Genomic DNA, 6,634 nt, shown 5'->3' with positions numbered 1-6,634 from the left:
ATCCTCAGGGACAGAGAGGCCTTTTTTGTGTGCTGTGTTGATCACCCCCATTGCCATCATGTCATTACAGACAAACAGCGCAGTGGGAAGTGGGCCACGCTCATAGAGTTTGTTAAAGGCTATTTCTCCGCCTTCGCACTCAAAACTACCGCTAACAATCCAGTCTTTGTTGATTTCCAGTCCGGCTTCTTCCATCGCCTGGACAAAACCAGACAGTCGCTGCTGGGCGGGAAGCTTATCCAATGGGCCGGTCAGGCAGCCAATCTTCTTGTGACCCTGCTCGATTAGGTGCCGGGTAGCCAGGTAGCCTCCATGGTGGGAGTTATCCTGAATTTTATCGCTTGGAAAATCAATTGGTCCCCAGTCCATCACCACTGTCGGTACAGGTTGGTGGCGAGTAAATAGATCGAACTCTTTGCCTTCGACTTCACTGCACATCAACAGCAGGCCGTCGACCCGCTTTTGCAGCAAGGTATCCAGGTTGGAATGCATACGCTCGACATCACCTTCGGTATTGCAAAGGATCAGGTTATAGCCCTGTTGATAGCAGCGGCGTTCGACTCCTTTGACCACTTCACCAAAAAAAGGGTTGGTCGAGGTCGTGACAAGCATACCAAACGTTCGAGTATGGTTGACTTTCAGGCTGCGGGCGAGGGCTGACGGGGCGTAATTTAGCTCTTTAACAGCAGCCTGCACCCGTACGGAAATATCTTCGCTGACAAAACGGGTCTTATTCAGGACGTGGCTGACTGTGGAGGTGGATACCCCGGCATGTTTCGCAACATCTTTGATTGTCGCCATTGAGTTCTCCCTGACAATACCAGATATCTGGTACAGCCTATATAGCCGCCTTGGTCAGTGACATGGGAATCTATATAGGCGAATGACTAAATTAGTGCTCAATCAGAAAGCGTTCCACTTCTCTACGGTGTGGAATGGAAGTCTGAGCACCCATACGTGTAACTGAAATCGCAGCGGCTGCATGTGCAAAACGAATTGCCGGCTCTAGTGCACGTCCTTCCTGCAAAGCAGTAAGCAGTGCGCCATTAAACGTATCACCGGCAGCGGTCGTATCTTTCGCATCAACGCGGAAACCCAAAACTTGTTGCCCTTCACCATTCTGGCTTAGCCATACGCCCTGACTGCCGAGAGTGATCATTACCTGCTTGATACCTTTAGTATGCAATACATCCGCGGCCTTTTGTGCCGATGCCATATCTTCGACTTTTACACCGGTCAGCAGTTCTGCTTCAGTTTCATTTGGTGTAATCATATCAACAAGTTGCAATAAGTCATCTGATAATGGCTGTGCAGGGGCTGGATTGAGAACCACGCGCGTACCTGACTGCTTGGCAACCTTGGCGGCTGCTTCAATAGTTTCGATAGGCGTTTCCAGCTGCATTAACAGGGTATCGGCATTTTCGATCAGGTGATGGTGCGGCTGAATACGGGCCGGGCTGAGGCAACCATTGGCCTCGGCAGAGATACAGATACTGTTTTCGCCGGTTGCGGCAACCTGGATCATGGCGATACCTGTCGGTACGCCTTCTTCGATCATTACTGCTTCGGTGTTCATGCCTTCTTTAGCGAAGGACTCACGCATCTCGTGACCAAAGCTGTCGTCGCCCACGCTGGCGATAAATGCGATGTCAGCACCAAGGCGCGCAGCAGCAACTGCCTGATTAGCCCCTTTGCCGCCGGGAATAACACAATAGCTGTGGCCATGCAGAGTTTCTCCCGGACGCGGGAAAGAAGCTACTTGCAATACATGGTCGGCATTGACGCTACCAAGAACAACTAATTTATTCATATCGGGACCTTTTATCACTAACTGCCGTTTTTATCTGGCCAAAATGTATGGGTTAGCATTGCGGGAATAGTGGTTGCTAAACGATAAATTCTGGTATTGAGAAGAGAGTCACGGGTTGTAATAAACCCGTGACTCGTTACCGGTGATTACTTAGTAATAACTTTTAGAGGAACAGGAATGTTTGCCTCTACAGATTCACCCTTAAGCATCTTGTCAGCTGTTTCTACACCCAAAGCACCAATCATATCAGGCTGTTGGGCAATTGTAGCGCCTAGTTTGCCGCGCTTAACTGCTGCAATACCGTCGTCTGTACCATCAAAGCCAACGATAAGAACGTTTTTGCCTGATGCCTGTACCGCGCGCAGGGCACCCAGTGCCATTTCGTCGTTCTGGGCAAATACCGCTTGAACATCTGGGTTAGCTGCTAGCATGTTTTCCATAACGTTCAGACCCTTGGTACGGTCGAAGTCAGCCGGCTGGCTGGCAAGCAGGTCCATACCGTTTGCTTTAACTGCATTCATGAAGCCTTGGCCACGCTCACGTGCAGCTGATGTACCAGCGATACCTTCTAGCTGGATAACGCGAGCTTTTTCACCCACTTTTTCCATGATGTATTTACCGGCCATTTCACCACCGGCAACGTTGTCGGAAGCAATGTGGCTAACAACTTCACCACGGCTTGCACCACGGTCAAGGGTCAGGACAGGGATTTTAGAACGGTTAGCCATGCGAATGGCGTTAGAAACTGCGTCGGAATCGGTTGGGTTGATAAGGATGGCCTTTACACCGCGAACGGTAAGGTCTTCGATGTTAGAAAGCTCTTTGCTTGGGTCGTTCTGAGAATCAAGAACAATCAGCTTGTAGCCTAACTCTTGTGCTTTCGCCTCTGCACCTTCCTTCATGGTGACGAAGAATGGGTTATTTAGCGTTGAAACAACCATTGCCATAGTGTCTTGTGCAGCAGCTGTTGTGCTGAATGAAGCGGACAATACAGCGGCAGAGATTAGAGTTGCTAACTTTTTCATTCTGTTTTCCTTTCTACATATGTCGGGTTGGTTGCGGGCAGGGGAAGCCGCCCGCGTTACTAGTCTTAACTAGCTACAGAGGTTACTTATTTTTGTTATCTACCAAGACGGCCAGCAAGATGACGACTGCTTTGGCAATCATTTGGTAGTAGGACGATACGTCCAATAGGTTTAGTGCGTTATTTAGGAAGCCGATGATAAGAGCACCGATCAGGGTACCCATAATACGGCCCTTACCACCTGCCAGGCTGGTGCCACCCAGTACGACAGCAGCAATCGCATCCAGTTCGTATCCCATGCCAGCGGTTGGTTGTGCCGAAGACAAACGAGAGGTGACGATGATGCCAGCCAAGGCTGCTAACAGGCCGCAGATTGCGTAGACGCCAATCTTGACGCGATCTACATTGATGCCCGAAAGACGAGTTGCTGATTCGTTACCGCCTAGTGCGTAGATATAGCGACCGAAGCGAGTATGGTTTAGTAGATACCAGACTGCTGCGAATACGATAACCATCAGCCAGATTGGAACCGGAATACCCATAGCGTAGCCAGTACCGAACCAGGCAAAGCTGTCGGCTACGTCAGTAAAACCGGTAGAAATAGGTCGACCGTCGGTGTAGACCATAGTGACACCGCGAAGCAGAGTCATGGTTACCAAGGTGGCAATAAAGGCCTGGACCTTACCCTTGGCAATGATTACACCACTAATAGCCCCCAGAGCCGCACCAGCCAGCAAGGCGGTTGGAACTGCGATGATCACAGGAATTTCCATGCTAATCATGGTGGCAGCAAAAGCGCCACAAAGGGCCAGTACTGAGCCGACACTGAGGTCGATACCGGCTGTCAGAATAACCAGTGTCATACCTACTGCGATAATTGCATTTACCGAGGTCTGACGCAGGATATTTAACAGGTTGTCGACGGTAAAGAAGTTCGGGTTAAGGAAAGACACAACCACGATAAGAAAAACCAACGCGATTAGTGATTTCTGTTCAATTAACCATTCTTTGCTAAATAGCTTATTGCTATCAGTTTCTTGTGTTTTGGCCATAGCGTTGGTGCTCATGCTGCTACCTCATTGATTTGTTTACCCACAGCGCAGGCAAGTAATTTTTCTTGATCGGCATCAGTGGCCATAAACTCGCCGCTGATTTGTCCTTCATGCATAACCAATATGCGGTCACTCATACCGAGCACTTCTGGCATCTCCGAAGAGACAAGGATGATACTCATCCCCTCGGCCTTGAATTGGTTGATAAGCTGATAGATCTCTTTTTTTGCACCAACATCGACACCGCGGGTTGGTTCATCGAGGATCAGCACTTTAGGGCGAGTCATCAGCCCTTTGGCGATGGCCACTTTTTGCTGGTTACCACCAGAGAGGTTGCCAATGATCTGATTACGACTCGGGGTCTTGATATTGAACAGACGGATAAAGTCTTCGACAGCCGTGACTTCGTCATAGTGGTTGATCTGTACGCCCTTTGTCAGGTGATCAAGCGAACAGAGTGACATGTTTTCTTTTACTGACAGCCCAAGCACCAGTCCATCGCCTTTGCGGTCTTCGGAGATGTACGCAATGCCGTTGGCAAGGCCATCCTGCGGGCTGATTGGGTTAATGGTTTTGCCATCAAGAATGATATCGCCAGATTCTCGGGCAAGGGCACCGTAGATGACTTTCATCAGCTCGGTACGGCCAGCACCCATCAGACCGGAGACGCCAAGGATCTCACCTCGATCCAGGGTGAAGCTCACGTTGTTGACGCCAGAGCCGGAGAGGTTTTTAACTTCGAGGCAGGTAGTACCGTGCTGGACGTCAATGCGCGGGTACTGTTCATCCAAGCGGCGGCCAACCATCATCTCGATCATGGTATCTTCATCGATATCTGCAACCTGGCGCTCACCAATGAACTTTCCGTCACGCAGTACGGTGATATCGTCACAGATCTCGAAAATTTCTTTCAGGCGGTGGGAGATATAAACGATGCCGCAGTTTTCATCGCGCAGTTCGTTGATCACCTTGAACAGCGACTCTGTTTCGGTATCTGTCAGGGCGTCGGTTGGTTCATCCATGATGATCACCTGAGACTTGAATGACAGCGCCTTGGCAATCTCAACCATTTGCTGCTCACCCAGGCTTAGCTCACCCAATAGCTGTCGAGAGCTGTGCTTGACATTCAGACGCTTGAGCAGGGCATCAGCTTCGCGGTACATCTCGGACCACTTGATACCACCGAAGGCATTGGTTTTCTCACGGCCAAGAAAGATGTTTTCGGCAATCGTCAGCTCGGGGATCAGGTTGAGTTCCTGGTGGATGATGCTGATACCCGCTTCCTGAGAATGGCGCGGGCCGTTAAAGTTCACTTGTTCGCCCTGGTAGCGGATTTCACCGGCATCCATGGCGTAAATACCGGTAAGTGCCTTCATTAGGGTCGACTTACCAGCGCCGTTTTCACCCATCAAAGCCATTACTTTGCCTGGGTAGACATTCAGGCAAGCGTTGTCGAGTGCCTTTACACCCGGAAACGCTTTATCAATGCCTTTTAATTCTAAGATTGGCTGTTTCATGTCAGTTCCTTGCAACTAAGCAGAAGAGTGAGGTTTAGAACACTACGCCGGACTGAAAAATCACATTGGCATATGGGGTACATTCACCGGTACGGATCACTGCTTTGCTGTTTTGGGTATGGACCTTGAATTCTTCGTGGCTGACATAGGAGATGTTGATTGACTTACCGCACAGCTCTTCTTCGTTACGGATAAGCTCGATCAGAGCATGGTGATGGTCCGGGCTTACGTGCAGGAATTCTTCTGCCAACACAATCCCTTCAATCTGCATTTCGCCAAGAACGGCTTTCACTGTATCAATAAAAGCAGGTACACCAGGAATAAGTGCGAGGTCGATACGTTGGGTTTCATCAGGAATAGGAAGTCCGGCATCACAGATAGTGATTTCGTCGGTATGACCTAGGGTCGCGACGATGTAAGACAATTCAGCATTGATGAGTGCGCTTTTTTTCATGGGTTGCACCTTATTTATTCATGGTGGTGATGCGTTGTGTCAGCCAGCCTTGGCTATTCTTCCTTGCTGTTTTTTTATACATCGAAACGGTTACGCAATCGTTTCGATGGCTGTAAATGTAAAAGCAAACGTTTCGATGCGCACCTGTAAAGATAGCAAAGTGTGACTTGGCTCAGAACAAATATGCTTTTTCTGAATAAATGGAGGAGTGGATCACATTAAAAAGTATGAGAGTTCATATTCTTGATATATGGTATCTGTACAATGTTTCATATAGTGAATGTTAATACCCAAGCTACCTTAAGATGCAGGATTCAGAGTGAGACCAGCGTGTTCAGTTCAAGGAAAATAACGGTAGGAATGGTCACCCCTTTCAAGGTTATTTGACACAGAAATGGACGCGCTGGCTCACTCCCGAAGGGCGAGTTTACTTGGCTCCTATGCGTTGTTACCGATTATTAATTTAGAGCCACTAGATTTTCAAATCGGCGCCTAGCCTAGTAGCCAAGTAATTCTCGCTGAAACGAGCATCTTGAGGTAGTTTGGGTATTTGGCTTTTGTAATTTTATGCAAATTACGCCTGAATGCTTTGAATTAGGAGCAGAATCAGGCTTATCATTTGCTTCTGCTCTTATTCAATGAGGTATGGTGCTTGATATGTCACTCTCGGCAGTGAACTTCTTACCGTTTTCCCTACTGCTTGCGCCTTTATCCGCATTTTTGCTGTGGTTTGCGCTGAAAAAGAAAAAAGTGTGGCTGATAAGGCTGGCGATGGTT

The 6,634-nt window shown here is 48.8% G+C and carries 6 protein-coding genes; all 6 read right to left on the bottom strand.

The genetic code is table 11. The features are described from left to right. Window positions 1–801, bottom strand: an 801-nt coding sequence (locus MHN01_RS12520; protein WP_239411655.1) for a substrate-binding domain-containing protein, incomplete at its 3' end; no start/stop codon positions are given. A gap of 91 nt (window positions 802–892) precedes the next feature. Beyond that, window positions 893–1,810, bottom strand: a complete 918-nt coding sequence (gene rbsK / locus MHN01_RS12515) for a ribokinase (protein WP_239411654.1) — start codon at window positions 1,808–1,810, stop codon at window positions 893–895. A 146-nt stretch (window positions 1,811–1,956) separates the two neighbouring features. Continuing rightward, window positions 1,957–2,835 carry a ribose ABC transporter substrate-binding protein RbsB gene (rbsB, locus tag MHN01_RS12510; protein ID WP_239411653.1) on the bottom strand — a complete coding sequence of 293 codons (879 nt, stop codon included), beginning with the start codon at window positions 2,833–2,835 and terminating at the stop codon, window positions 1,957–1,959. Window positions 2,836–2,917: 82 nt separating this feature from the next. Beyond that, entirely contained in the window at window positions 2,918–3,901 is a 984-nt protein-coding gene (gene rbsC / locus MHN01_RS12505) for a ribose ABC transporter permease (protein WP_239411652.1), read from the bottom strand. Beyond that, window positions 3,898–5,403 carry a ribose ABC transporter ATP-binding protein RbsA gene (rbsA, locus tag MHN01_RS12500; RefSeq protein WP_239411651.1) on the bottom strand — a complete coding sequence of 502 codons (1,506 nt, stop codon included), beginning with the start codon at window positions 5,401–5,403 and terminating at the stop codon, window positions 3,898–3,900. The genes rbsC and rbsA overlap by 4 nt, the downstream gene beginning before the upstream one ends. A 34-nt stretch (window positions 5,404–5,437) precedes the next feature. Then, window positions 5,438–5,857, bottom strand: coding sequence for a D-ribose pyranase (gene rbsD, locus MHN01_RS12495; RefSeq protein ID WP_160655974.1), 420 nt, complete (start codon window positions 5,855–5,857; stop codon window positions 5,438–5,440). Window positions 5,858–6,634: the final 777 nt, after the last annotated feature.

The sequence above is a fragment of the Photobacterium sp. OFAV2-7 genome (assembly GCF_022347985.1).
Classification (GTDB): domain Bacteria; phylum Pseudomonadota; class Gammaproteobacteria; order Enterobacterales; family Vibrionaceae; genus Photobacterium.
This window is presented reverse-complemented; position numbering and strand designations above follow the sequence as displayed.